The organism is Chryseobacterium salviniae (assembly GCF_035819015.1).
In the GTDB taxonomy this organism is placed as follows: domain Bacteria; phylum Bacteroidota; class Bacteroidia; order Flavobacteriales; family Weeksellaceae; genus Chryseobacterium; species Chryseobacterium salviniae.
Genome location: NZ_JAYLAA010000021.1, coordinates 34,316 through 60,589, shown reverse-complemented (window position 1 = coordinate 60,589; position 26,274 = coordinate 34,316). Strand labels below are relative to the sequence as shown.

At 37.4% G+C, this 26,274-nt stretch carries 19 protein-coding genes; 10 read left to right on the top strand and 9 right to left on the bottom strand.

All coding sequences use genetic code 11. The features are described from left to right. The first annotated feature begins 128 nt into the window (after positions 1–128). The 3 genes from SOP96_RS06325 (at position 129) to SOP96_RS06315 (ending at position 5,331) form a co-directional block, all read left to right on the top strand. Complete coding sequence (locus SOP96_RS06325) at positions 129–2,528, top strand: hypothetical protein (RefSeq protein ID WP_326320154.1); 2,400 nt, start codon at positions 129–131, stop codon at positions 2,526–2,528. A 96-nt stretch (positions 2,529–2,624) separates the two neighbouring features. Beyond that, on the top strand, positions 2,625–4,748 hold the full coding sequence (locus SOP96_RS06320; RefSeq protein WP_326320153.1) for a Tex family protein: 2,124 nt from the start codon (positions 2,625–2,627) through the stop codon (positions 4,746–4,748). A gap of 7 nt (positions 4,749–4,755) precedes the next feature. Further along, positions 4,756–5,331 carry an RDD family protein gene (locus SOP96_RS06315; RefSeq protein ID WP_326320152.1) on the top strand — a complete coding sequence of 192 codons (576 nt, stop codon included), beginning with the start codon at positions 4,756–4,758 and terminating at the stop codon, positions 5,329–5,331. Positions 5,332–5,404: 73 nt separating this feature from the next. On the opposite strand, the gene SOP96_RS06310 is transcribed toward SOP96_RS06315, so the two are convergent. Next, positions 5,405–5,581: a histone H1 gene (locus SOP96_RS06310; protein ID WP_326320151.1), complete on the bottom strand. Its 177-nt coding sequence runs from the start codon at positions 5,579–5,581 to the stop codon at positions 5,405–5,407. A 469-nt stretch (positions 5,582–6,050) separates the two neighbouring features. Here SOP96_RS06310 and SOP96_RS06305 point away from each other — a divergent pair, with 469 nt between their 5' ends. Further along, positions 6,051–6,872 carry an alpha/beta fold hydrolase gene (locus SOP96_RS06305; RefSeq protein WP_326320150.1) on the top strand — a complete coding sequence of 274 codons (822 nt, stop codon included), beginning with the start codon at positions 6,051–6,053 and terminating at the stop codon, positions 6,870–6,872. 140 nt (positions 6,873–7,012) lie between these two features. Here the strand turns inward: SOP96_RS06305 and SOP96_RS06300 are convergent, their stop codons facing one another. Continuing rightward, positions 7,013–8,446 (bottom strand): SDR family oxidoreductase, encoded by a 1,434-nt coding sequence (locus SOP96_RS06300; protein WP_326320149.1) that lies wholly within the window; start codon positions 8,444–8,446, stop codon positions 7,013–7,015. A gap of 39 nt (positions 8,447–8,485) precedes the next feature. Further along, the gene (gene ribA / locus SOP96_RS06295; protein ID WP_326320148.1) at positions 8,486–9,076 is read right to left on the bottom strand and encodes a GTP cyclohydrolase II; all 591 of its coding nucleotides are present in this window, start codon (positions 9,074–9,076) and stop codon (positions 8,486–8,488) included. Positions 9,077–9,189: 113 nt separating this feature from the next. On the opposite strand from ribA, the gene SOP96_RS06290 reads away from it, so the two are divergent. From SOP96_RS06290 to SOP96_RS06280, 3 genes are all read left to right on the top strand, one after another. Next, complete coding sequence (locus tag SOP96_RS06290; RefSeq protein ID WP_326320147.1) at positions 9,190–9,888, top strand: SDR family NAD(P)-dependent oxidoreductase; 699 nt, start codon at positions 9,190–9,192, stop codon at positions 9,886–9,888. Between the two features lie 40 nt (positions 9,889–9,928). Beyond that, positions 9,929–10,573 (top strand): MarR family winged helix-turn-helix transcriptional regulator, encoded by a 645-nt coding sequence (locus SOP96_RS06285; protein ID WP_326320146.1) that lies wholly within the window; start codon positions 9,929–9,931, stop codon positions 10,571–10,573. A 131-nt stretch (positions 10,574–10,704) separates the two neighbouring features. Then, entirely contained in the window at positions 10,705–11,937 is a 1,233-nt protein-coding gene (locus SOP96_RS06280) for a YaiO family outer membrane beta-barrel protein (protein WP_326320145.1), read from the top strand. Between the two features lie 113 nt (positions 11,938–12,050). Here SOP96_RS06280 and SOP96_RS06275 read toward each other — a convergent pair whose 3' ends face one another. From SOP96_RS06275 to SOP96_RS06250, 6 genes are all read right to left on the bottom strand, one after another. After that, positions 12,051–15,488, bottom strand: coding sequence for a sulfatase-like hydrolase/transferase (locus tag SOP96_RS06275; RefSeq protein ID WP_326320144.1), 3,438 nt, complete (start codon positions 15,486–15,488; stop codon positions 12,051–12,053). Further along, positions 15,482–16,546: a HEAT repeat domain-containing protein gene (locus tag SOP96_RS06270; protein ID WP_326320143.1), complete on the bottom strand. Its 1,065-nt coding sequence runs from the start codon at positions 16,544–16,546 to the stop codon at positions 15,482–15,484. Before SOP96_RS06270 ends, SOP96_RS06275 begins: the two co-directional genes overlap by 7 nt. 5 nt (positions 16,547–16,551) lie before the next feature. Continuing rightward, positions 16,552–16,908 carry a response regulator transcription factor gene (locus SOP96_RS06265; RefSeq protein ID WP_326320142.1) on the bottom strand — a complete coding sequence of 119 codons (357 nt, stop codon included), beginning with the start codon at positions 16,906–16,908 and terminating at the stop codon, positions 16,552–16,554. A 14-nt stretch (positions 16,909–16,922) separates the two neighbouring features. Beyond that, a complete protein-coding gene (locus SOP96_RS06260; RefSeq protein WP_326320141.1) occupies positions 16,923–20,858 on the bottom strand; it encodes a response regulator in 3,936 nt (1,311 codons plus the stop codon). A gap of 344 nt (positions 20,859–21,202) precedes the next feature. Beyond that, positions 21,203–21,781 (bottom strand): CinA family protein, encoded by a 579-nt coding sequence (locus SOP96_RS06255; protein ID WP_326320140.1) that lies wholly within the window; start codon positions 21,779–21,781, stop codon positions 21,203–21,205. Between the two features lie 386 nt (positions 21,782–22,167). Beyond that, complete coding sequence (locus SOP96_RS06250; RefSeq protein WP_326320139.1) at positions 22,168–23,064, bottom strand: glycosyltransferase family 2 protein; 897 nt, start codon at positions 23,062–23,064, stop codon at positions 22,168–22,170. A gap of 284 nt (positions 23,065–23,348) precedes the next feature. Here SOP96_RS06250 and SOP96_RS06245 point away from each other — a divergent pair, with 284 nt between their 5' ends. The 3 genes from SOP96_RS06245 to SOP96_RS06235 all read left to right on the top strand — a co-directional run bounded on the left by SOP96_RS06245 (position 23,349) and on the right by SOP96_RS06235 (position 26,144). Beyond that, positions 23,349–24,008: a TetR family transcriptional regulator C-terminal domain-containing protein gene (locus SOP96_RS06245; protein ID WP_326320138.1), complete on the top strand. Its 660-nt coding sequence runs from the start codon at positions 23,349–23,351 to the stop codon at positions 24,006–24,008. Positions 24,009–24,033: 25 nt separating this feature from the next. After that, positions 24,034–24,516: a DUF1905 domain-containing protein gene (locus tag SOP96_RS06240; RefSeq protein ID WP_326320137.1), complete on the top strand. Its 483-nt coding sequence runs from the start codon at positions 24,034–24,036 to the stop codon at positions 24,514–24,516. A gap of 314 nt (positions 24,517–24,830) precedes the next feature. Next, positions 24,831–26,144, top strand: coding sequence for an ABC1 kinase family protein (locus SOP96_RS06235; RefSeq protein WP_326320136.1), 1,314 nt, complete (start codon positions 24,831–24,833; stop codon positions 26,142–26,144). Positions 26,145–26,274: the final 130 nt, after the last annotated feature.

Sequence of the window (26,274 nt, the reverse complement as noted above, 5' to 3'; positions counted from 1 at the left end):
AAGAAAAAATATCATGAACAGCTCTTCTGTTTTAATAATTCCTTAATGAATAGTACAGGTTTTTCTATTGTCACATCATTTTAAATCATGTAAATTTGCGCACTAATATTCCAATGAAACTCAGATTTATGACAAAAAAAATCATTTTCCTATTAAGCATGCTGATAATTTCCTGCAGTTTACAGGCGCAGGGTAAAGCAGAAAAAGCAATCGAAATCTTTTCTGAAAAATATCCCCAGGAAAAAATACACCTCATTTTAAACAAAAACAGTTATGTCGCAGGAGAAAACCTTTGGTTCAAGTCTTTTGTTTTTGACGGGTACAACCTGTCCTCCATTTCCACATCCTTATTTGTAGAATTATACGACAGCAATAAAACCCAGATCAGCAAAAAAATCCTTCCTCTGCTTAACGGACAAGGCAGTGGAAACTTCACTTTACCCGGAAATTTAAAAGAAGGAATGTATTACATCAGGGCTTATACAGCGTGGATGTCTAATTTCAGTGAAGATTTCCAGGCTTTGCGACAAATTGCGGTCTACAATCCTTCATCCCCGGGGAAGCTTGTTTTAGACGAAACTTCAAAATGGACAGCTTCCGTTTTTCCGGAAGGCGGAACTTTTATAAACGGAATCAATACAAAATTTGCCGTTCGGTTATATTCAAAAGGCATTACACCGTCAGACTGGAACGGATATGTTGTTGATACGGAAAATCCTGATGTTAAATTAGCCACTTTCAAAGGTTTCGATCAGAACGTAGGAACATTTTCCTTAACTCCGAAAACAGGAGTAAAATACCAGGTAGTCCTATCTGATTCTAAAGGAAACAGACAGGTTGTAGATCTGCCAAATGTTGCAGATTCAGGGATAAACCTTCAGGTTTCAACCGGAAATGATGCAGTAAAATTTTCTTTAAAATCTAAAAATATCACATCCGGAACATTATATAAAGTAATAGGTACCATCAATAATCAGTTGGTTTTCAAAATTAACTCAGAAAAAATTCTTGAAAAAAACTATTCTATTCCTCCGGAACAACTTGTAAACGGAATACTCCAGCTTACAGTATTTGATGACAAAGAAAATATTGTGGCTCAAAGGCTCATTTTTATGCAGCCTGAATTGCTAAAAATAAAAAAACCGGAAATCCAACTGTCAAATCTTGACAAATCTCCAAGAGCTCCAAATGTATTTAGCATTGCTCAGAATGAAAATAATAATGCTTATACGGTACTTATAATTGATGGAAGCTTGGAAAGCTCTGAAGACGACTTCAGTCTTTTGAGCACTTTATGGCTTACCGGGGATATTACTTCCAAAATATATAAACCGTCTCAATACTTTACCTCAAATCATAATCCTGAAGCGCTGGATGCTCTTCTAATATCAGAAAAATGGAAAAGATTTGATTGGCAGACTATTATGTCGGGTACATTTCCAATCATCAGTTATAAGCCTCAGCCTTATATTACTTATAAAGGAAAAGTGACAATTCAGGGAAAACCTGCACCGGATACCGAATTAAATCTCTTATTTGAAATTCCGGAATACGGAACAAAATTGTCTCAGATAAAAACCGATGATAAAGGATTCTTTAATCTAAAAGGATTGATTTTTGAAGATATCCTCAAACTTTCTTACCAACTCAACGACGCCAAAATACCCAAAGAACAGGTTCAGGTAATTTTTCAGCCAGATTATTCATTTATCCCTTTAAAAAAAGTATTACCAGAAAGCAATTACACGCTTATTAAGCGTCAAACTGGAGACCAGCTTTCTGAGTCTGTTAAAAGATATATTGCAACAAAACTTTCACAGAACAATATTGACGAAAAAGCAACGCTTATTGAAGAAGTAAAATTAAAAGCCAAGAAAAAAGACAAAACAAAAGAACTTAATGAAGAATTAAGCAGCCCTTTGTTCAAAAGTATGAATGAAACTGTTTTCGACTTTGTGAATGACAATAACTCGGCAGAAGGCTACATCAATATTTTACAATGGCTCCAAGGAAGAGTTGCCGGACTATTGCTAGAAACCAATATGGGCAATTATATTCCAAAGCTACGGGGAAACACAGTAAATATTTATCTTAATGAAATGAAAGTAGATCCTTCACTAGTTAATTCAATTCCTGTATCCAGTATTGCAATGGTAAAAGTTATTAAAGATTATTTTGCAGGCAGCTTTGGAGGCGCAAACGGTGCTATTGCAATTTATACTAGACGAGGTGGAATGACAACTGCAAATAATTCAGAAGCTCTCACAAAACTAAAACAGTATGTTTTACACGGCTTCGATAAAGAAGCTCCTTTTGTAAACCCGGATTATAATGATGAAAACTTTAAAAATATTTCCCAGGATTTACGGACCACACTGTATTGGAATCCTTATTTAGTACCAAAACAGAACGAACCGCTAAAAATACAATTCTTCAATAATGATGATGCTAAAAATTTTAAACTCATCATTATGGGGTTCGATACAAAAGACTATTTTCCCATCTATTATAATGAAATTGTTAAATAAAAACTAAATGAAAACAGTACGGTTGGTACTGTTTTTTGTTTTACAATACATTCCTGTTTTATAAAAAGTCAGTATTTTAGCCGATTAAATTTTACAATGAACGCCACACGTTATATACAGCAGACTCTTGATATCCCGGAAAAAAGCATTACCTCTACCCTTCAGCTTTTAGCGGAAGACTGTACCATTCCCTTTATTGCCCGTTACCGGAAAGATAAAACAGGGAATCTGGACGAAACACAGATTGAGCATATCTCAAAGATCAGCAGACAGTTTGAAGAGATTGTTAAAAGAAAAGAAACCATCCTGAAATCTGTGGAGGAGCAAAATGCCCTCACGCCCGAATTGAAGCAGAGAATCGATGAAAGCTTCGACCTGCAGGAGCTTGAAGATTTATACCTTCCCTTTAAAAAAAGAAAAAAAACCAAAGCCGATGCGGCAAAGGAAAAAGGATTGGAGCCTTTAGCCAAAATCATCATGAGCCAGAAAGCCCAGGATCTGCATTTTTTAGCCCCAAAATACCTTAATGATAAGGTTGAAACTGAAGAAGAGGCGCTTCAAGGGGCCAGAGACATCATGGCTGAATGGATTAATGAAAACATGTATGTCCGTAAAAATCTCCGAAGGATATTCCAACGAAAAGCGGTGATTACTTCAAAGGTTGTAAAAGCAAAGCAGGATGAGGAAGATGCCAAAAAATTTTCGCAATATTTCGAATGGGAAGAAAACCTCAGCAGGACTCCCTCCCATCGTCTCCTGGCAATGCTGCGCGCAGAATCGGAAGGTTATGTGAAAACAAATGTCGGGATTGATAAAGCTGAAGCCATTGAGTTTATAGAAAATGCTATTATTAAATCCAGCAACGAATCGGCAGAGCAGATTGCATTAGCCATAAAAGACAGTTATAAACGCTTGCTGGAACCGGCTATTTCCAATGAAACGCTTCAGGAAGCCAAGGAAAAAGCAGATAAAAAAGCCATCGAAATTTTCTCCGAAAACCTCACACAGCTGCTTCTGGCTCCGCCGTTGGGAGAAAAAAGAATCCTTGCTATTGATCCCGGTTATAAAAGCGGATGTAAGGTTGTTTGCCTTGACGAAAAAGGTGATCTTTTACATAATGAAACCATCTATCCTCATGCACCGCAAAACGAGTCAGGAATGGCCATGAAGAAAATACGGTCTATGGTAAATGCCTATAATATTGAAGCAATTTCCATAGGAAACGGAACAGCCAGCCGTGAAACGGAATTTTTCATCAAAAAAATTGCTTTCGACAAACCGCTGCAGGTTTTTGTGGTTTCTGAAGCCGGAGCATCCGTATATTCTGCCAGTAAGATTGCCCGTGAAGAATTTCCATCGTATGACGTCACCGTTCGTGGTGCCGTTTCCATTGGACGAAGATTATCAGATCCTTTGGCAGAGCTTGTAAAAATTGATGCTAAATCCATCGGTGTCGGGCAATACCAGCATGATGTAGACCAGACTCAACTGAAAAATGAGCTGGATTCCACTGTTATGAAGTGCGTGAATTCAGTGGGAATTAATCTCAATACAGCCAGCAAATCGCTGCTCAGCTATGTCTCCGGAATCGGCGAAAAAATGGCAGAAAATATTGTCAGCTATCGTGCCGAAAATGGTGCTTTTGAAGACAGGAAACAGCTTAAAAAGGTTCCGCGGCTGGGCGAAAAAGCTTTTCAGCAGGCTGCTGCATTTGTGAGAATCAGCAATCCGAAAAATCCTTTGGATAATTCTGCCGTACATCCTGAAACCTACGGAATTGTGGAAAAAATGGCAAAAGATTTAGGCATCAAAACAAACGAACTCATTGCCAACAAAGAAAAGATTGCACAGATTAAACCTGAAAAATATATCACAGACGATATCGGAATTTTAAGCATTAAAGATATTTTGAAAGAGCTTGAAAAACCCGGACTGGATCCAAGAAAAGCAGCCAAAGTTTTTGAATTTGATCCGACGGTAAAGAAGATTACCGATTTGAAGATCGGAATGATTCTTCCCGGAATTGTCAACAATATTACCGCCTTCGGATGTTTTGTAGATTTGGGAATTAAAGAGAGCGGACTGGTACATATTTCCCAATTGAAGGATGGATTTGTCTCCGATGTAAATGAGGTAGTAAAGCTGCATCAGCATGTTCAGGTAAAAATAACGGATATAGATGAAGCCCGAAAAAGAATACAGCTGAGTATGATTTTATAAAATTATTGTGAAAATATCAGAAATTAAAGAAAGAAAAGTGATTCACAGGCCGACTTTAGATTTTGACAGGTACGGCAAAAGGATCTATCATGCATATGAGTATTATCTGCAATATAATCCCGGTTTTAAAGGAAATGAAACCCAGAGATTATTTGCCAAATGGTTTGATATGGCTTTATTTTCCGCACTTTTCTATTATTTGTTTCATGAAAATATTCTGATAAGTATCGGATTATCCATTCCGGCTGTTATTATTTCCGGAGCGATAACCGAATCGTATTTCGGGACAACGCCTGGAAAAAAAATATTCCGGATGAAAGTAATTGATGACGAAGGCAAATATCCCGCTTTTATTCACTCCTTAAAAAGAAACTTTTTGTGCCTGGCTAATTTATTTCCCATTTTCACGGAATACCGCTCAAGAACCACAATAGGGCACAATACGGGAATACAGATGAACTTCAGAATGTATCTGAACAATAAAATCTGCACAACATATGTTGTAAAAGAAAGTAAAATGGAAGAAATAAGAAGTTTATTGGATGTGGAGCAACCGAGAAATAATAATCAGATAGACTCCTGAAAAACAAGTAAGATATTTCAGACTTAATTTTAGGCATAAAAAACAAAGCCGGCTGAGTTAGCCGGCTTCATTATTATTTTTTAGATTCTTCAACAGAAACTTTTCTGAAATCCTTGAAAAGCTTGCTTAGTTCTAAAGCTGCTTTACGAGCTCTTGTACCAGCTGCTTTGTTTCCTTTTTCTGCCTGTTGGTTGGCTTCATTTGTAAAAGTTTCAAATTCCGCGTTGATTTTTTCAATTAATTCTTTCATTATTTTAAAATTTAGGCTGCAAATATATGTTTTATGGCAATTCCAGCCTAATAGAGAAGAAAAAAAATAGAATAATTAACCAAATTTAATCTGTCTTTGATAGTTTTAATGAGAATCAGTGATATAAAGATAAAACCTGATTTTTAAAAACATAACAATTAAATATAACATCTTTCAATGTAAGCCAGGTAACAATAGTGCCATGTCGAATAAATGCATATTGTAATGTAAAAACGGATTATAAGTAAAATTGATTGACAGAGCTTTATTTTCTTGAACGTAAAAAGTTCATATAAGACAGCTGATTCGTCTGAATGGCAAGAAAAAATAATGTTAATAAAAATTCTTTGTGAATTTGAACGAAATTAAACTAGATTAACATTCATCAGATTGAGTCTTTGTACATTTGCTAAAGAATAACAGAATAATTTTCATCTAATAATATTATCAACTTTAAAAATTAAACAAAATGAGTACACTTACATTAAAAGACGGAACAGAAATTTTTTACAAAGATCAGGGGGAAGGACCAGTATTGATGTTTCATCACGGATGGCCCTTATCTTCAGACGATTGGGATGCACAGGTAATTTTCTTTCTGAAAAGAGGTTACAGAGTAATCACACACGACAGAAGAGGCCACGGAAGATCAAGCCAGAATATTTACAATCACACCATCGAGCAATATGCTTCTGACGCTGCAGAACTGGTAGAGTTTTTAGATGTAAAAGAGGTAGTGCACATCGGTCACTCAACAGGTGGTGGAGAAGTGATTCGTTATGTTAACAAATATGCTAACGGAAGAGCTAAAAAAGCAGTATTGATCAGTGCGATTCCTCCGGTAATGGTAAAAAGCGAAAATAATCCGGATGGTGTTCCGATGGAGGTTTTCGATAATATCAGAGAACAGACCATGAATAACAGAAACCAGTTTTACTATGACCTGACTTTCCCTTTTTACGGTTACAACCGAGAAGGTGTTGATGTAAAAGACGGCATCCAGAGAAACTGGTGGAGACAGGGACTAATGGGCGGAATCGTAGCGCATTACGATGGAATCAAAGCTTTTTCTGAAACGGACCTTACTGAAGATCTTAAAGCTGTAGATATTCCGGTGTTGGTACTTCACGGTGAAGACGATCAGATTGTGCCGATTGAAAATTCAGCCATCAAATCTGCGAAATTGTTAAAGAACGGAAAACTGATTACTTATCCTGGTTTCCCTCACGGAATGCCGACAACCGAGCATGAAACCATCAATAAAGACATCCTTGAATTTATTCAGGAGTAAGTATACATTAAATAAATTTTTCTAAAAGAGTGTTTCTGTTGATTCACTCTTTTATTGTTTAAAAGCTAAAATGTGCCTTAATAATTTCATTAAAAAGTTCATCAATTTTGAACATTTAAAAGGCACATCAAGGAAAAAAATCAGGATTCGCCCGTAAGTTTCCTAAGCATTCCTTTGAAAATTATACCGTGAAAAGGCAAAACAGCAAACCAGTACAGCCTTCCGGAAATTCCATGCGGCCGGAAAACAGCTTTCTGCCATAATTTACCACGATAGATTTTGAACATCAGCCAGGCTTCACCCGGAAGCTTCATTTCAGCAAAAAGAATCAGCCTGCCCTCCTTTCGGTCTGCATATAGAACCCTCCAGAAATCCAGGGCGTCACCTTCGTGAAGCCTGTCCGGATGTGTACGCCCGCGTCTAAGACCCGGTCCACCCACCATAAGATCCATAAAACCACGTATTTTCCATAAGCTTTGCCCGTACCATCCGTTACTGCCGCCAAGCCGGAAAATCCTTTCGATGCATTTTTCACGGTCGTCGTACGTTCCGCTTCGGAGATCGGTAAAACAACCGTAATGAGGGACTTCCATAAAGTCTTTAAGGCTGGTATCCCTTCTGCTGCTGATAAAGCTGTCTTTCCAGCTGGAAGCAATTTCATTTGCCTGAATTTTCGCCAGTGTTCTCTTTAAAGCCGTTTCGTAGGAAAATGGCTGTATTCCGGTAATACGTTTTATTTCGGCGAGGCTTTCGGGTCTGCAGATTACTTCAATTTTCATGCTTCCTACCAGCGCTGTCGCAAGATTGTATGAGGTGGAAGTGATAAAATACAACCAATAAGAAGAAAGTTTCGGCGTCATGACCGGCAGGGTAAAAATCCTTCTTTTCAAGTTTCTTATCCTGGCAAATTCCAGGAGCATCTGTTTGTAGGTAAGCACATCATCACAGCCGATATCAAAACTTTGATGATAGCTTTCTTCTTTAAACAAAACAAAGATGAGGAAATCAAGAACATTGGCAATTCCGATAGGCTGGCATTTCGTATCGAGCCATCTTGGAGCCACCATCACCGGAAGCTTTTCTACCAGATCCCGGATGATCTCAAAAGAAGCGCTTCCAGATCCGATAATAATTCCTGCCCTTAAAACCGTAACGGGGACTTTAGATTCCATTAAAATTTTTTCGACCTGAAATCTCGAACCCAGATGTTTTGAAAGTTCTCTTTCATTGACAAGTCCCGATAAATAGACGACATGCTGACACTCCGTTGTTTCAATAAATGCGGCAAAATTTTCAGCACATTTCTTTTCAGAATCTTCGTAATCATTACTGTTGCTCATGGAATGCATGAGATAATATGCCCCGGAAATATCTTTTGGAATATTTTCCAGGGTTTCAGGCTTCAGGAAGTCTACTTCCACAATTTCAAGCAGGGATTCGTCGATATCCGTATTTCTCGAAAACCGGCTTGCATCCCTGCAGCAGCACACCACTTTATACCCTTGTGCAGCAATAACGCTGACCATCCTCTTCCCGATATATCCGGTGGCTCCCGTGAGCAGTATCTTTTTCATAATGATTCTGTGAATTGATTTTTTTTATCCCCGAAAAAATCATACCCTTTCGAGAAGATGGCCGAAATAATCTTTCTTTTTGGCAAGATAACTTTCATTCACTTCATTAGAATCGATCTCAAGAGGCAGTCTGCGGTCGAGAATAATTCCACTGTTTTCCAATGATTTCAGCTTGTCCGGATTATTGGTAAGAAGGTTTATTCTTTGAATTCCCAGGATTTTCAGGATCTCAACGGCAACATCGAAATTTCTTCCGTCGGCAGGCAAGCCAAGCATCAAATTGGCCTCAACGGTATCAAAGCCTTTTTCCTGAAGCGCATAGGCTTTCAGCTTGTTGATTATCCCGATGTTTCGGCCTTCCTGTCTCAGGTAAATAATAATACCTCCGTTTTCAGCCATAAATTTCATTGCGGCATCAAGCTGTTGTCCGCATTCGCATTTTTTAGAATGGAAAATTTCTCCCGTAATACATTCCGAATGGAAACGGACATTAATGGTTTTGTTAAAATCTGTGTTTTGTGCAACAAGAGCCAGCTGCGGATTCCAGTCGGATTCATCTTCTGAAAAAGCATACATGGTGAACATGCCGAAATCGGTTGGTATATTGGATTTTGCCTGTATTGTCATCATAATAATTTATTTAAGTGATCTATATTATACAAATTTATACTTTATTTACATATAAAGTAAATTAATTTACTAAATTTGAATATTAATTATTTTCAATCGAAAAATAAAAGTCTATGAAAAATATTGTAATCGTCGGCTGCGGAAGCGGAATCGGATTTGAAACAGCAAAAATCCTTTCAGAAAACCATCAAATCATCGGAATTTCCAGAACTAAAAATCCGGAGCTTGAGAATATAAATATGAAATTTTACGAAAAAGATATTTTATCAGATAACTTTGACGACATTGAGTTCCCTGATGTTCTCGACGGATTGGCATATGCGCCGGGAAGCATTAACCTGAAACCATTCAACAGGCTTTCGGAGGAAGATTTTAGCCATGATTTTACCATCAATGTTTTGGGAGCCGTGAAATGTATACAGAAGCTGCTTCCTAATCTTAAAAAATCAGGGAATGCATCAATTGTTCTTTACAGCTCTGTGGCGGCGAAAACAGGAATGCCTTTCCACGCTTCCGTTGCTGCGAGCAAATGTGCCGTGGAAGGACTGACAAGAAGCCTGGCTGCTGAATTTTCGGCTCAGAAAATAAGAGTTAATGCCGTTGCCCCTTCTCTAACGGATACGCCGCTTGCTTCACAGCTTCTTTCAACACCCGAAAAACGTGAGGCTTCTTCAAAAAGACATCCGTTGCAGAGAATCGGTAATGCGAATGAAATCGCAAGGCTCACTGCCTTTCTACTTTCAGATGAGGCTTCGTGGATAACAGGCCAGGTTTTCGGGATTGACGGAGGTTTAAGTACCATAAAACTATAATACCCGGTATAAAATGATATTTTTACTATAAATTTGCATTATGAATACTGATTTTTTTATCGATCTGCTCCATCAGGTAAAAGATTTTGAAAGTTCGGATGCATACAAACCGAATTCGAGTGTTGAAGACTTCCGTCTCTGGCTGAATGATAAAAAATACAGGGAAGAAAGCCCTACTAAGTTATTTACCACCGAAGAACACCAAGTGGCGTTTACGGAAAATGAAATCTGCAAGCAGGTTTTATTGCTGGGAAGATATTCCAGGCAGCTGATCCGGAAAGGCCTGGGAGAATTCCCGAATCTTGCTAATGAAGAGTTCACCTATCTTTACCGACTGAAAGATGAGCCAAACCTTACCAAAATTCAGCTTATTGAAAGAAACGGCCATGAAAAACAGACCGGAACGCAGATCATCAAACGCCTCCTGGAATCCGGAATGGTGGAGGAAAGGAATGATGCGGACGACAGACGAAGCAAAAGGCTGAAATTAACCTCCAAAGGAGAAGAGCTGTTTCATGAATCGGTAGAAAGTGTAAACAGAACGTCCCAGCTTCTTTCAGGAAAACTGGCCAAAGAAGAGCGTGAAGAGCTTTTAAAACTGCTAAAAAAACTGAATGAGTTCCATTCTCATCTTTATCACGAGTACAGAAATTCCGGTTTTAATGATATGATTCAATTATTATAAGAGCTGATTTAATTTTTTTGTGCTAAAATTGTATTTTACCTACCAATATTTATTTACAGATACAAAAAGTTCAATATATTTGTTTTTATTATATCATTAAAAAGAGAACTTTCAAACCATTCCCCGTTTCAATGAAAAAATATATTGGGTTTTTATTACTCGTAATGCTTCCGTTTCAGGCGTACAGTCAGCAGGATCTATCTGCAGATGAATTATTCGTAAAGGCAAGAACAGCCGCATTCGACGAAAAAGATTATACAAAATCTATTGATCTTGCCAGACAGGCATTGCAGAAAGCGCCCAATTATACCGATATTTCCGTATTTTTAGGAAGAGTGTATACCTGGAATAAAGATACCGAAGCTGCAAGAGCTGTTTTTGAGGAGCTTGGGAAAAGAGAAGTTCAGGATGAAGATTATTTTATTGCGTACGCTTCACTGGAATACTGGAATGATGACAATATAAAAGCCGTTGAAATTGCAGATAAAGGATTAACTTACCATCCGCAATCTGAAGCATTATGGCTTCTGAAAGCAAGAGCGTATTTTGCCGAAAAGAATTATACAGAAGCTGAAAGTGCGGTTAAGAGTCTTTTAGCGATTAACCCTAAAAATACGGAAGCGATCAATCTGGCAGTAAGGATAAATGATTTGGCAGCTAAAAATGCGGTCAGTGTGAATTATAATTATTCCCATTTTGATAAACAGTTTCCGGATGATTGGCATATTGTAAGCATAGGCTATAAAAGAGTTACTTCAATAGGATCTGTAATCCTGAGAGCCAACTATGCCAACAAATTTGCTGAAAACGGCATTCAGGCAGAGCTGGAAGCATATCCAAGGTTATCCGATATGTTTTATCTTTATGTAGGCGCAGCTTATTCCAATGATGTGGGAATCTTCCCGAAATACCGTACCGGAGTTTCATTAAATGCCAATCTTCCGCATAGCTTTGAAGCGGAAATCGGTTACCGGCAGCTTTATTTCAGCAATAATATCTGGCTGTTCACGGCTTCTGTTGGAAAATATTATAAAAATTTCTGGTTTAATATTCGGACTTATATCACTCCTGATAATAAAAATATTTCCCATTCTTACACCGGAACAGTACGCTACTACACCAAAAGCGCACAGGATTATTTTGCAATCCAGATCGGAACGGGAATCAGCCCGGAAGAATCCCGAAATAACCTTTTGGAAAATGAAACTTTTAAACTGAAAACCTTCAAAGTGGGTGGCGAATATAATTTCTCTGTTAAAAGAAATTTATTTTCAGTAGGCGCCATGTACTTTAACCAGGAATACAGGCCCAATGTAAAGGGAAATCAGTTTGATGTTACTTTAGGATATACTCGAAAGTTCTGATTTAATGGTATAAAAAATTAACAACTTAAATGTATAAGAAAGGTTTAAATTAGTTCAATTTAAACGCAAAAGTTAGCTGATCTATTTTGTTAAAAATTTAATAACCATTAAACTCATCCACCTGTCTTCTTCCTAAAATTGGTAAATACTGAATCCGGCATCAGCTTTTGAGTCTGATAGAATTTGGAATTCATTCTTTTAAACTGGTCGAAACGCCCTTTTACTTTTTTTAGGATATCAGGATTATCATAACTTTCTTCATTCAGATTATTAAGAATGAATAGCTTATTGTCATGCAAATAATATTTATCGGAAACAAAATCCGTGAGAAGGCTTTTACTCTGCATGATCGGGTAATCTGATTTCGTAATTTCAGCATCCGAAGACAATCCATTTCCAACCCATGCAACGTTAGATGGCGTGCGAAGATTATAATTTTTACGATAATACGCCAGAAAAGCAGGTGCAATATCAAAATGACTTACCGTTTTAAGGAATTTTTTAGGACCTTTCAGCAATGGTGAATAAATCATCATCGGTACATGGAACCTGTCAATTTTATCCTGGATAATAATTTCCGGCATACTGTGATCTCCGGTGATAAAGAAGATGGTATTGGCAAAATCCGGTCTTTTACGATAGTTTTCAAAAAACTGTTTTAAGGCATCATCTGCATTCAGGACTGAGATCAGCTGGTTTTTGTACTGTCCGGCCCATTTTTTCTGTTCGGCGGTTAAAAGATTCGAGTTTAATCGTTCGTTATATATTTTCTCATAATACGCTTTGTTATTAATTAAAAACGAATTGTGTGTTGAAAGCGTAAGAATCATATTAAAATATGGCTTAGCCTGCACTTTCTGCACTTCAAGTACTTTTCTGAAAACAGCCTGATCTTCATATCCCCAGCTATCGCCTTCATAATTAGCGGGAAGTCTTTTGTAGCCTTCACCGTAAGAACCAATGTCTACAATATGGTTAACTTTACTGTATTGCAGATAATTCCTGTAGTTGTCAAAATTCAGGTTACCGCCATAATAAAATCCTGTTTCAAAACCGTTGGCCTGAAGAATATTGAACAGGTTAAAATGATCCGGGATTTTTTCTGTTTCAAGAAATCCGTTTTTACCAAAAGGCAGAGATCCTGTGAGCGAAGGCAATGCAGCAAATGTTCTTCCCGCAGTACTCAAACCGTTTTCCCAGTAAAGACTCTTGCTGGAAAGGGAATGCAGGAAAGGCGTAAAATTCCCGACGTATCCTTTCGGAGAGGTGTACGCATGCCCGAAACCTTCCAGCACCACAAATACAAGGTTCGGGACGTTTTCGGATCTGTTTAAATGCGCTCCCAGAAAATCCCGGGTATCTTCTTTTTTCCAGAAAGGAAATTCCTGATTCAGCATTGTTTTACCTGGCCCTAATTCTTCATCATCGCCCAAAAATTCTGCAATTTCAGGATGATCGCTTATAAAATTTTCTCCATTGGCTTTAAAGAAATATTCCCATTTGCTTTTTGCAGCATTCTGGCTGAATTCATTAGCCTTTTCCAGTGTTTTCGGCTGTATGGCTTCCGAAGGGATAAAAAATGCGATTAATCCCAGCGAAAGAAAAGCCACTCCGGGGTAAATTGATTTGAACCCCGAAGAACGCCCGGACATCCACAACGGGATCAATGATACCGCCAGTAAAATCGCAAACAGCGCATAATTTTTGAAGTTGAGCATTCCGCTGGCCTGAAGAATCTGTTTCATTTCTTCTTTGCTGTAATAGATCAAATCAGCGCCCAGTAAATTTCCTGTTTCGGAAAAGTAGAGAAATAATATATACTGCAAGACAACAACAATTCCGCAGGCAGCTATTGCGAGCATTTTCGCCCAGCTTTCCTTAATATAATTAATAATCAGATACAGAATCCCGAATCCGAACATCAATTCAAAAATAAAAAGCAGGTTGTCTGCAAAAAGAAAGCCCACTACCGACGAAGTCTCTATATTTGTAAACATATACCGATACCAGAGCCATTCTGCAAGAATTCCGACAAGAAAAAGAACACAGAAAACAGATGCCAAAGCGCCCCATTTTTTAAGCCCGTGCTTCAGAATAGCCCATATTTTTTCTTTCAGCGGTAAATTTTTAGTATTCTGATTAAAACCTTGCCTCGTCATTTCGCCCCAGCCATGAGATTTTTTAAAATAATCGATAAAGCCGTTTACGCCTGCTCTTACAACAATCGGGTGAAAGTAAAACGGTTCTGAAAAAGCCGTCCCGATAAGCGCAAAAAAATCTTTTCTTTTCCCGTAAACCTGGCGGCTCACCATGTCTACCAATATTCCGTACACCGAATAGAGGAATCCCATCGAAAGCACGAGTGCAAACAAGACAAAGAAGAAAGGCCAGTTGATGATTCCTAAAAGAAGAAAAATGATAAAAACAATATACCCTGAAAATTCTACCAGAGGTCCTAAAAATTCAAAGAGAAACCAGTATGGAAGGCTTATCATTCCTAATTTTTTATATTTAGGATTAAACATCATTTTGCGATGTTTCCAGAGGGTTTCTATGGTTCCGCGCATCCAGCGGTTCCTTTGTTTTTTGAGGATATCTTTCGTTTCCGGAACTTCAGTCCAGCACAGGGGATCGGGAATGGTAATTACTTCGTAAGGTTCCTTGCGTTCTTCCATATACTTTCTCATCCTTACGACCAGCTCCATGTCCTCTCCTACCGTATTCCTGTCGTAACCTCCGCAATCCAGAACAATCTTCCGATCAAAAATACCGAATGCCCCCGAGATCAGGATAAGCCCTGAAGCTCTTGACCAGGCCATTCTTCCCAATACAAACGCGCGGATATATTCCAATGCCTGTGTTCTTCCCAACAATGTTTTCGGCATATTTACACTGACCACTTTTCCGTCTTCAATGACGCAATTGTTTGCCAGCCGGATTACACCGCCACAGGCAATGATCTTTTTGTCGGTCTGTTCAAGAAAAGGTTTTGCCAGTCTCAGAATGGCATCCTGCTCGAGGATACAGTCCACATCAATACAGACAAGATAGTCTCCGGAAGAAACATTAATCCCGACATTCAAAGCATCCGCTTTTCCTCCGTTTTCCTTATCAACGACAATAAGTTTTTTAAAAGCCTGATTCCTGCTTTTGTAGATTCCTTTAATTTTATTGGTTTCAATTTTTCCCTGTACAAAATAAGAAACGCATTCCAGATCGTAAGCTTCAATAAGCTTCTGCATAGAATCGTCCTTACTTCCGTCATTGATGATAATGATTTCAAGATTATGATAATATAGGGAAAGTAAGGATCTTACATTTTCAACAATGGTCATGCCTTCATTATACGCAGGTGCGAGAAGGCTGAAAACAGGCGCATTGGGATTGGCAGCGATAATGCTGTAATCGGTAAAAACATTTTCTTTTTTATAGCGTAATACTGCTCCGAGTGCATAAATTCCGACCCAGCCGTAAATAATTGCTACTGCTGTACCGTACAGTAAATACAGCCATATAACTACATCATATACAATGTGTGAAAATTCTAACATATTTTTTCCTGCAATGCGTATTTAATAATTTCAATTAATTCTTCTGAAGAATCTTCCTCTTTGGCAAGTTCTGATAAATAATCGCCATGTCCCAGTTCATAGAGGGCCTGCGCAGCATTTACCTTTATTCCGGAAGGAACATCCTTGGAAAGCTCTTTTTTAAGCAGATCTATACAGCATTGGTCTTTTGATATTTTCATCACCCTGAGAATTTCAATACGGACTTCATCCGGCTGGTCGTAATAAATTCCGGAAAGATACTGTACGGTTTCGGGATTTTCCAGTGACATGAGTGTCTGCACAGCTTTAACCCTTACTTCGACTGAAGAAATATTCAGCAATCCTATGAGTTTGGGATAGAAATAAAGCAGCTGAAACTTTTTTATTAATTTCAGGGTGAAAATAATTACCGTATCGTTGGTACTTTCAAGCCAATTGGATATTGCACCTTCGGAATCTGCCGGCAATGAAGAAATGGATAGCAGAAACCTGAGCTGCTGCCATTCTGAAATCCTGGTTGGGAAATTGTCTAAAAAATGGAGACCTTCAAATCCTTTGAAACGAACCATGGCGTATTGCGCTTCCTGGTAAACCTGGGGTGAAGGATGATACAGATACTGTTCAATCTTCGGAATAGCGTCCTGAACTTCCATTACGGTAAGCTCCCGTATTCCTCTTGCGATAAGGTAAGCTTTTTTCTGGCTGAGTTTTTTCATCGCTTCTTTGCGGAGATCGTATTCCCGAAACAGATCGGTAATTTTATTTTTTGCTGCTCCCGAAAATTTTTTCTCCGAATCTACCAGCTTCTCCAGAAACAGATTCCTGAATGAAGAGTTTACTGAAAGGGCTTTAAAATAGATGTCTTCCGGAATTTCATCTTCCGCATACACTATAACATCGGATATTTTCTTATTGATCACTTCAGACCAGCCGGCTCTGCGTACCGATTTATTATACTCTATGATATTGTAAATAAGTACAATTAATGCCAGCATCAAGACTAATGATAACATCACGATAAAAACGACAAAAAGAAAATGAATCGATGAAATTGCCATATCTTTTATTTTGACAAAAATCTTTTGACTCTCAACATCAATTCACTGGGGCTGAAAGGCTTTACGATAAAATCTGATGCTCCCAGATCAAAAGCATTAAGCACCACCTCTTCCTGTCCCATGCTGGAAAGCATAATTACGGGAATATCCTTCCCCATTGATTTTATTGCTGAAAGGATTTCTATCCCCGAAGCGAAGGGCATCATAATGTCGGTAATGGTAAGATCCACATCTTTTTCCTTTAATGTTTCAATAGCTTCTTTTCCGTTTCTGGTCAAAATTACTTCATGCCCTTCTTTTAACAATTTATGTTCTATTGTTTTAAGAATCAGCTCATCATCTTCGGCGATCAAAATTAGCATAGCTCTGATTTTTTTTACTTTATTAAATTGGTTATGATATGTATCCCTCTTTGTACTTCTTCTTTTATTTCCGCATTCATAGCAGAAAAATCCAGTTCTTCTTCTGCCATCTTCTCCCATTTCAGGGCGCATTCAGCAAGCTTGAAAAGCCCTGCAATACCTCCTGTTCCTTTAAGCTTGTGGAGAATCATCCTGGTTTCAGCAATATCTTTTTCCTGCGCCGCTTTTTGAATATTTTCTTCTACCTGGGTAAGCTCCTGGATCAGCAGATTGAGAAACATTTCCTTGAAATCTTCGTCGTCATCGCCAATCTGCTCATTTAGCATATTGATGTTGATATACTTTTCAGGCTTTATCCCCGGCTGATTTTCCTCAATAACCTTCTTATCAGGTTTTTCATTTTTACTGCTTGCTACACTGATGTATTTTTCAAGCATCTCCTGAAGGTCTGCCTGTCTTAGCGGTTTCGGAAGAAAGTCATTCATTCCGGCTTCCAGGCATCTTTCTTTTTGGCCCAGCACATTTCCTGCGGTAACCCCAATAATCGGCACATCAGCATAATCCGGAAGCAGGCGTATCTGCTGTGTTGCCTCAATACCGTTCATTACCGGCATCTGCACATCCATTAAAATTGCGGAATATTGCTTTTTCCTGCATTCTTCCAAAGCTTCCAATCCGTTTACGGCTTCTGTAAGATTCGCATCTGGAGCTATGGATTTCATCATCCTGTTATTCAGCACCATATTTACCGGATTATCGTCTACCAAAAGAACTTCAAGATTACTCATGAAAGAATGCGTTTCATTGTCAGGATGTTCCTGAGGTTCAACTTCTGCCACACTGCTATGCGCCACTCTTCTGAGTGTTTTGTATAAATCATCGGATTTAATTGGCTTCAGCAGGAAATAAGAATTATCTTCTTTTTTGAATGAGTTGATCACATCATGTTCCTCTGAAGAAGTATGAAGAACCACCAGTGGTGAAATTTCTTTTCGTTGATTAAATAATTCCCTGATTTTATCAATGGTTTCTAACCCCGAAATAACCGGCATGTGGTAATCCATCAGAATTACATCGAAATGTTCGCCTTTGAGGAGTATTTGCAGCGCCTCCATTCCATTGGCAGCGAGTGTGGATTCGATATTTTTATACGCAAGCATGTGCTGGAGAATGATTCGGTTGCTTTCATTATCATCCACTACCAATGCTCTTTTAATTGTAACTTCTTCTTCTTCCTGAATCTCAGACATTTCATACGGAATCTCGATATCAAAGAAAAATACGGAACCTTTATCCGGAGCGCTGATCAGAGACAGATGGCTTCCCATATATTTCAGAATATTGTTGGATATTGTAAGTCCGAGACCTGTTCCGCCATATCTTTTACTGATGGAACTGTTTTCCTGGGTAAAAGCGTTAAAAATATGCTTCTGTTTTTCAACGGGAATCCCGATTCCCGTATCTCTCACAGAGAAGCGTAATGAAATATTTTTATCATCCATCCGGAGTTTTTCCACCTTTAACTCGATTTCGCCTTTTTCCGTGAACTTAACGGCATTTCCTAAAAGATTGATCAGGATTTGTTTTAATCTTGATTCATCAATTAAAACTGTTTTCGGAAGCCCGGGCTCGATATTCAAAAGAAGTTCAATGTTCTTTTTTTGCGACTGGTACAGGATTACATTAATTACCTGGCTTACCATGTCATAGACATCACTTTTTTCAATGAGAAGCTCCATTTTCCCGGATTCTATTTTAGAGAAATCAAGAATATCATTGATGATGTTGAGCAGGTTTTCCCCGGATTCGTTGATGTAATTCAAATATTGTGTCTGAATTTCATTAAGCGGTGTTCTGAGAAGCAGGTCTGAAAACCCAATTACCCCGTTGAGCGGAGTCCGGATTTCGTGGCTCATATTGGCCAGGAATTCAGATTTTGCCTTGCTCGCCATGTCTGCTGTTTTCTTGGCATTTTTCAGCTCTTCGTTTATCAGTATGGCATTGGTAATGTTTTGTACGGAAATGATGATACCACCTATCTCATCTTCGTTGAGATACCATGGGCCTACCTTCAAATCGTAATGCTGAATTTCGTCTTTACCATCAATTTTTAGGGCAAAATCTTCGTTTGTGTATGTTTCACCCAATAAAGCATTTTGATATATTTTTTTTCTTTCCTCAGGAACATCCTGTGCTGTAGCAAAGAGATTCTTACCGATAAGATCCACATCATTCATATTAAATTCTTCTCTCCATTGGGTGCTTACGGAAACATAGTTCAGGTCTTTATCAAACATCGCCAGCGGAATCGGGACATCGGTGACAAATGACTGCATCATGGCTTCTTTTCTGGTAATTTCCAGCAACATATTTTTGAAAGCATCAATATCCTGAATAATTCCGAAAACCCTGCTGCACACTTCTCCTTCAAATTCAGGAAGCCCTTTTACCCTTACCCAGATGGTAACTCCGTCATTGCGTACAAGCTGAAATTCTTCATCGAATGGAATGCCTTCCGTAACGGCTCTGCTAAAGAGAAATTTCATCCTTTCACGGCTGTCTTCTTTATAGAATCCTATAGCATTGTCAAAATCCGGCTGGAAATTATTTTTAATTTTATGAATTTCTTTGGTACTCTGGGACCAGAAAACAGTGCCTGTTTTCATATTGACTTCCCAGCCTCCTACCTGGGCCACAGAGCTGGTTTGCTCCAGCATTTTTTTCGTATAAATGAGGTCTTTTTCAAGCGTCATCCTTTCGGTGACATTAAGCGCTGTGCTTACTACATACGGTTTTCCTTCCCTATCAACCTCCACCATATTATGGTACATCCAGATCAGCTCTTCGCCTTCTTTGGTTTTGAGGATCATGGTTCCGAAATCTTCGTTATTTTGCTTAATGCGTTCAAGATACTGTTTCAGCAAAAGCCAGTTTTGTTCGGGAACAAGATCTTTAAGATTAAGGCTTTTAACCTCATCTGCGGAATAATGTAATGTTTCTCTTCCTTTTTCATTTACGGCCAGAATGTTTCCTTCCATATCGTGCATGCTCATGAGGCCGATGGCATTTTCAAAGAAACTTCTGAAGCGTCGTTCTGAACTTTCCAGCTGGCGTCTTTCTTCAATTTGCTGGGTGATATTAATTCCGAAACAGAATATTTCCGAGTATTTATGATTTTGTGTAAGATACCATTCTACGATTACTGAGCTGCCGTCTTCAATTTTTGTAGAGGTTGTAAATGTAGCCTCTTTCATACTGCCTGGAAATTTTTCAAGTTCCGGCAAAGATTTTATATCTTGTTCTAAAAGGGTTAAGAAGTTTTGTTTTACAGCTTCTTCCTTGCTAACTGAAAAAATTTTTTCAAAAGAGGGATTAATATCTTTCAGTATAAACCGGTTATCCAGCACACAAATAAGATTATTTGAAATATTAAATGTCTGCTGAAAATATTCTGCATTAATGGTTTGCCTGCTGCTCATCAAAAGCCTGGTAACCACGCTACTTAATTTTCTGAGTGCCGAGATCTGGCTTTCTGTTAAAGTTTTGGGTTTAAAATCGATTACGCAAATCGTGCCAAGAGCAAACCCTTCGTCATCAATAAGTGGCACACCGGCATAGAAGCGAATTCCGCCTTCTAAAATTAATGGGTTACCGGAAGATCTTTCATCCAAAAGTGTATCCTCAATAATTACAACTTCCCCATTAGCTATTGAATACTGGCAAAGCGTGTTACGCCGGTCGACAGAATCAAAAGAAAGCCCTATACAGCTCTGAATCCTCTGTGTATCACTTTCCATAATAGCTATAATAGCAGAGGAGCTGTCTGTAATAAGACATGCCGTTTCTGCAAAAACATCCAACTCCGGATCTTTACCCAGATTGATGAGATCAAGAAGCTCTAGTTTTTTTACTCTTCCAGCTTCATTTTCAGGAAAAGGGTAATTACTCATATTGATAACTAATTTCTTTCATAATGTTAAATATAATTAGAAAATTGCTAAAAAAATAGTTTTTTATAAAGTTTTAGCCTTATGTCACATTAAAGAGATTAGCATTTTCGGGTTTAAAACTAATAAAAATTTAGCTGAGTATCCAAAAAGCATATTAGTTCTGTGTTAATGTGGTATTTTTTTATTTATATATTATTTCGGAATTATAAAAAGCTCCCCGAAAAAGCGAGGAGCTTATAGAAATACTGCAAAATGAAGTAATAGATAATTCAAAGGTATTTGATATCTAAAAATATTTTTATGATTTTTGTCATAAAATATATCTTTTTTCTTTTTTTACAGGATTATGATATTGATCTTTTTTCATGATGTTTATCAAGCTCAAGCTTAAAGCAGCCAAGTATGAATTCTGTGTAATATAACTGTGCATTTACCTGTTTCGTGCGGGAGTGTAGATCTAATTTTTCCGAAAGAATGACCTGCCCTTTATACACGATTGCAAAATAGGCATACAGCTTGTTTTTAGATTCCGGAACCGGTGTGGCGTATCCTGTAACGGCAATTGACCAGTCGGTTTTAAAAATCTTTGAAATGTTGAGCGCCATTGTTTCGGCAATATTCGGAGAAACGCAGTCGCATGCAAGCGCTTCGGATTCATCTACATTCAGGAGATTTATTTTCTCATCAGGAGTGTATGCCGTGATGCCGCCTTTGTAAAAACGGGAAGCATCTTTCATCTGCGAAAAAGAAAACTGCAGAAATCCTGAAGTAACGCTTTCCGCCACAGCAATGGTCTCTTCTGCTTCCAAAAGGTAGTTTCCGATATATTTAAACAGATTTTGCAGTTCCATAATAAAATATATAAGAGATCTTACGGAGAGTTCTTCTGAACTGATTCCGATTTTTGAATTTTTTAAAATCATTAATTCTGTCTATTTTGTAATTGGTTTTGATTTCGAAATCTTTATACTCTTCTTTTTGCCATGCATTTAATCTTAGTAAATCTTACAACTTCTTACAACATTTGTACTGTAAGATCTTGCCGAAAGGCTTGAAGCTGTGTATGCAAAAGGATTGCCAGTAACAAACGCCAGGTTTAAAATTGTTATCTAAAAAATAATTGCAGCGGGTAGAGTTGCTTCAATAAAAGTATAAATGAAACTAATCTAATTTAGGAAATGTGAATTATAGTTCATATGATCCTGATCAACAGTGAAAAATTCTGTTTTAATAAAAAACAGATGATGGAAATTCGGGAATAAAATTAAGAAAGCTAATATTTGTAGGCTTAATTCAATTTTTAAAAGATTCAGGAAATAATTAAACTAAAATTTTGCAGCTCTGGAAAATCAATAAATGCTGAGAAAATAAGAATGTGTGCCTTATGAAATATCAATTTTAATTTTAACTTTAGCCTGTAAAGCAGTCCATTCTGATAATTGATGAGTTTGTAAACTTCTTCAGGTGTAGTATAATTTTCGGGAACTTTGTGATTTTTGATTTTTCTAATTTTTCTTCTCTTCATTGTTTCGTAGATAACTTCTGCAAAAGAATCTTTCGCAGACTGCTTAGAACTTGCCTGGGATATCCCTGCCGAATGTAGCCTGTATTTGTATAATACTTTATCAATATACACCGCATCTCCCAATTCTAAAACTTTTAAATACAAGTCTTGATCTACTGCCCTTTTAAGATGTGGATTAATTCCTTCTGTTCTTAAGTAAACTTCTCTCCTGAATGTAAAAAAATGAGCCGCCTGAATGGGATAATTAAAGAAATAGCGATTATTATAAATTTGTTTTGTATGGCCATAAACACTTTTTGGTGACAGATTCTCATCACACAACAGCATTTTAGAATAAGCAGCCACAATATTGTCATCTGAAAATTTTTCGACTGATCTTTCCAATGCTTCCGGGAATAATGCGTCATCAGGATCAAGAAATCCGCAAATCTCACCGGCAGCATATTTCACGCACATACCTTTGGTAAAGCCACAACCTTTATTTTCAGTATTCTTGTAAAGCCGGAATCTGGGGTCATCCTTTATAATGGATTCTATAATTTCTATTGAATCATCTGTAGAAGCGTCATCAACAATAACGGCTTCCCAGTTTGAGTAGGTCTGATGCATTAATGAAAGGTAGCATTCCTCAAAAAATTTCCCGTTATTATAGTGTGCGATCAGAACTGAAATTTTTTTCATCGTTTAGTTTTATGGTTTAAATTTAATAAAAAAACAAAATTGCAGGAAGAAAAATATTAATATTTTGTTAAATGATATTTTCCGGAACATAATTCAGTTATATATAAAAACAATTTATCCTTATCTCCTGAAATTAATTTAAAAGCATGCTTAGTAAAATCAAGAATTTTGTAATGTTATTATGTAATGATTTAAAAATCGAATGGTTAATATAGTATAAATTAATACCATAAAATATAATATGATAAAATTTATTACTAAATTTACCCATAAATAAATCTGTCATGCAAGAACAATTAAAAATCACAAAGGAAAAAATATTTGAATTATATGGTGATTATCTGTTAAATCACGGAGCAAAACCAAAAAATGTCTATCTATTTGCAAAGGAAAATAATTTCGAAGAGATAGAATTTTACCATTATTTTTCAGGATTTGGACAAATTGAACAAGAAATTCTTAATCATCTTTTTATAAAATCATTGGAACTCGCCGCGGAAGTAAATACCTCCCAGGATGTCACTACCAAAGAAAAACTTCTGAATGTTTATTATATCTTCTTTGAAAATCTAACCATGAACCGTTCTTTAGTTTTATCAATTTTGGGAAAAGACAAAATTCAGAATATAAAAATCCTTCAAAACCTTCGCGAAACACACAGGCAATTCATCAGCACCTTAGATTTTAAAGAATGGGAAATGTTTGAAAAAGCCAAGCAGGATATCAGGAAATTCAACGAAAAATCGAGACAGGAAGCACTTTGGCTGCACCTGGTTTCCGCCATAGATTTTTGGAAAAAAGATACTTCGCCAGATTTTGAAAAAACAGATATCTACATCGAAAAAACCATCGACACCGGTTTTGAATTGCTTGAAAACGAGCCTCTGAGAAAAGTGTTTGATCTTGGAAAATTTCTCTGGAAAGAAAAATTTAAAATGAGCTGAATCAGATCTAATCCCATTAAACCATATGCATGGAAATTGTAAAGGCGAACAGATTGTCCGACAGCTGGAAAAAAGCAAAGGAGGTTATTTTTTCCTGATCCTAAATGCTGAAACAGTGGAACAATTCACACACAAAAAGCAAACAAGGCTCATCTGCAGATTAGATCATAAAATTTCATTTCAATGTGGCTTAAATCATTATGGAGACGGCAATTTTTTCATCATTATCTCTTCCAAAAATATGAGAGCAATTGATAAAAACGCTGGAGATATGATCTATTTTGAAATTTCTGAAGATCCGAATCCGCTGGGCGCCGAAATTCCTGAAACAGTTCAGATCCTGCTTGAGCAGGATGCAGTACTGAAAGAAAAATTCGGTTTGTTAACGGATGGAAAGAAAAGAAGTATCCTTATACAAATCAACAAAATAAAAGACATCGACAAACAGGTTTCCAAAGCTATTGAACTGATTAATAACCCGGATCTGGGAAGGCCTAAAAAATTGTAGAAAGAATTATTTGGGCAGCTATTTCCGCCCTCCGTTCCCGCTTTTTTGTGCAAGGCTCTTCCCAAGCTTACAAAAAGAGCTCCACTCAGGTCGGGCTGCAAGAATAAAATAACAGAAATAAGATTTGAAGTGCTCCGTAGGAGCAGAATCTGTGTAGAATAAGGATAAAAATATGGGAGAACTCCGTAGGAGTTCAATCTTAAAAATGAAAATTGCACTCCTACGGAGTGCTGAAAAAAGAAATATAACAGATAAACAGATAAAGCCCCCAAAGGAGCTTAGTTCATCAAGCATACTTTAAACAAAATTTAAAAATGAAAACACTCAATAAAATTCCAACAGGAAAAATTGAACGGACAGGCAGCCTTCTCAAAGCAGGCGCGAAAGTCGGTGTCAATTATCTGAAATATTATGGAAATAAAATCACGAAAGATGAAGACGAAGCCCGTAAAATACTCAATAAAGACAATGCGTCAGACATTTATGATTCACTGAAAGAATTGAAAGGTTCTGCCCTTAAAGTTGCCCAAATGTTGAGCATGGAAAAAAATATCCTTCCGGTGGAATATGTAGAAAAATTTTCGCTTTCACAATTTTCCGTTCCGCCTTTGTCGGGATCGCTTGTAAAAAAAACGTTCAGAAAATATTTCGGGAAAAATCCGGAAGACATCTTTGATGAATTTTCTTCAGAATCGGTAAATGCTGCAAGTATCGGGCAAGTGCATACCGCCAAAATCGGTGATAAAAAATTAGCCGTAAAAATCCAGTATCCCGGAGTAAGAGAAAGCATTTCCAGTGATCTGAAAATGGTAAAACCCATTGCCATGAAGATGTTCAATATCAAAAAAGAAGGCTCGGAATCCTACTTCCAGGAGGTAGAAGACAAGTTATTTGAAGAAACCGACTACAATCTGGAACTCAAACGAAGCCAACATTTTGCTGAAAAATGCCAGCACCTTCCCAATGTAAAATTTCCGTATTATTACCCGGAATATTCGTGTGAAAAAATCATCACTATGGACTGGATGTCCGGAATTCATTTCTCGGAATTTACTAAAAAAGAAAACAGCCAGGAAGATTTAAATAAAATCGGACAGACCCTTTGGGATTTCTACATGTACCAGATGCATATCCTGAAAAAGGTTCACGCCGATCCGCACCCGGGAAACTTTCTTATTTCGGAAAATAAAGAACTGCTGGTTATTGATTTTGGCTGTATCAAGGAGATTCCGGAAGATTTTTACATCCCTTATTTTGAACTTGCCCGAGAAGAAAATTTGAAAAATCCTGAAATTTTCCGGGAGAAATTATATACACTGGAAATTCTTCGCAGCGATGATTCTGAAAACGAAAAAGAATTTTTTGCCAAATTATTTTATGAATTGCTGGAACTGTTTACCAGACCTTTCAACCAGGAAAAATTCGACTTTTCCGATGAATCCTTCTTTCAGGAAATCGCCGATCTCGGACAGCGCTACGCCAAAATAAGTGATATGAAAGGAATAAATACCAACCGTGGTTCCCGGCATTTCATTTACCTGAACCGAACTTTTTTCGGACTTTATAATATGATGCATGATCTGAAAGCGAAAGACATAGCAATTAATAATTTTAAAAATTACAGTTAGTGATGTTTAACCGCAAAAGTCACAAAAGATATTGATGAATTTTTAAGTTATTCAAAAGTTTAAAAATAAATATCGAAGATTATTGGAACTTTAAATTTAACATTAAGGAATTTAGATTCTATTCTTAAAA

Excerpts from the sequence above, each read along its gene's own strand:
- SOP96_RS06325 (WP_326320154.1), top strand. The coding sequence starts at position 129 with ATGACAAAAAAAATCATTTTCCTATTAAGCATGCTGATAATTTCCTGC.
- SOP96_RS06285 (WP_326320146.1), top strand. The coding sequence starts at position 9,929 with ATGAATACTGATTTTTTTATCGATCTGCTCCATCAGGTAAAAGATTTT.
- SOP96_RS06260 (WP_326320141.1), bottom strand. The coding sequence starts at position 20,858 with ATGAGTAATTACCCTTTTCCTGAAAATGAAGCTGGAAGAGTAAAAAAA.
- SOP96_RS06240 (WP_326320137.1), top strand. The coding sequence starts at position 24,034 with ATGCATGGAAATTGTAAAGGCGAACAGATTGTCCGACAGCTGGAAAAA.
- SOP96_RS06275 (WP_326320144.1), bottom strand. The coding sequence starts at position 15,488 with ATGTTAGAATTTTCACACATTGTATATGATGTAGTTATATGGCTGTAT.
- SOP96_RS06310 (WP_326320151.1), bottom strand. The coding sequence starts at position 5,581 with ATGAAAGAATTAATTGAAAAAATCAACGCGGAATTTGAAACTTTTACA.
- SOP96_RS06270 (WP_326320143.1), bottom strand. The coding sequence starts at position 16,546 with ATGGCAATTTCATCGATTCATTTTCTTTTTGTCGTTTTTATCGTGATG.
- SOP96_RS06305 (WP_326320150.1), top strand. The coding sequence starts at position 6,051 with ATGAGTACACTTACATTAAAAGACGGAACAGAAATTTTTTACAAAGAT.
- SOP96_RS06255 (WP_326320140.1), bottom strand. The coding sequence starts at position 21,781 with ATGATTTTAAAAAATTCAAAAATCGGAATCAGTTCAGAAGAACTCTCC.
- SOP96_RS06290 (WP_326320147.1), top strand. The coding sequence starts at position 9,190 with ATGAAAAATATTGTAATCGTCGGCTGCGGAAGCGGAATCGGATTTGAA.
- SOP96_RS06280 (WP_326320145.1), top strand. The coding sequence starts at position 10,705 with ATGAAAAAATATATTGGGTTTTTATTACTCGTAATGCTTCCGTTTCAG.
- SOP96_RS06245 (WP_326320138.1), top strand. The coding sequence starts at position 23,349 with ATGCAAGAACAATTAAAAATCACAAAGGAAAAAATATTTGAATTATAT.
- ribA (WP_326320148.1), bottom strand. The coding sequence starts at position 9,076 with ATGATGACAATACAGGCAAAATCCAATATACCAACCGATTTCGGCATG.
- SOP96_RS06265 (WP_326320142.1), bottom strand. The coding sequence starts at position 16,908 with ATGCTAATTTTGATCGCCGAAGATGATGAGCTGATTCTTAAAACAATA.
- SOP96_RS06320 (WP_326320153.1), top strand. The coding sequence starts at position 2,625 with ATGAACGCCACACGTTATATACAGCAGACTCTTGATATCCCGGAAAAA.
- SOP96_RS06235 (WP_326320136.1), top strand. The coding sequence starts at position 24,831 with ATGAAAACACTCAATAAAATTCCAACAGGAAAAATTGAACGGACAGGC.
- SOP96_RS06300 (WP_326320149.1), bottom strand. The coding sequence starts at position 8,446 with ATGAAAAAGATACTGCTCACGGGAGCCACCGGATATATCGGGAAGAGG.
- SOP96_RS06250 (WP_326320139.1), bottom strand. The coding sequence starts at position 23,064 with ATGAAAAAAATTTCAGTTCTGATCGCACACTATAATAACGGGAAATTT.